Genomic DNA, 484 nt, shown 5'->3' with positions numbered 1-484 from the left:
TAAGCTATAGCCAACCACTTGTTTCGTGTACAGGTCTTTTACTGCTGCCAAGTATAACCAACCTTCAGCAGTCCAAATGTATGTAATATCGCTTGACCATGCAAGATTGGGCTTAGTCATTGAAAACTGTTGCTCTAGTAAATTTGCGTAGATCGCTCGATTATGATCACTCTTCGTAGTTCTTTTGAAACGCTTATGACGCTTACAATACAGCTGGTTGAGCTTTTTTATTTGACGTACAGCATACGTACTAATTTTGATACCTTGCGCTTGTAAATGCTTAGTTAATCGAATATAGCCATAGCTTTGTTTAGTTTCCTCATGAGCTATTTTGACCAAAATTGTCTGTTGATTTCGCTGAACCAATCTTTTATTCATGCCTCGTTTTAGCCAATCATAAAATCGTGACACTGAAACGTGAAGTAATCTAGCCATAAAGCTAATCGGGAATAAATGTCTTTGCTGTTTCATATAGGCGTACCTT

General features: G+C 37.6%; 1 pseudogene. It reads right to left on the bottom strand.

The features are described from left to right. A pseudogene (locus tag BK820_RS14970) lies at positions 1 to 484 on the bottom strand (IS3-like element ISAba21 family transposase); the annotation flags it as partial.

It is taken from the genome of Acinetobacter sp. LCT-H3 (assembly GCF_001866125.1).
In the GTDB taxonomy this organism is placed as follows: domain Bacteria; phylum Pseudomonadota; class Gammaproteobacteria; order Pseudomonadales; family Moraxellaceae; genus Acinetobacter; species Acinetobacter schindleri.
The sequence above is the reverse complement of the archived record's forward strand: the minus strand, read 5'-3'. Positions and strand labels throughout refer to the sequence as shown.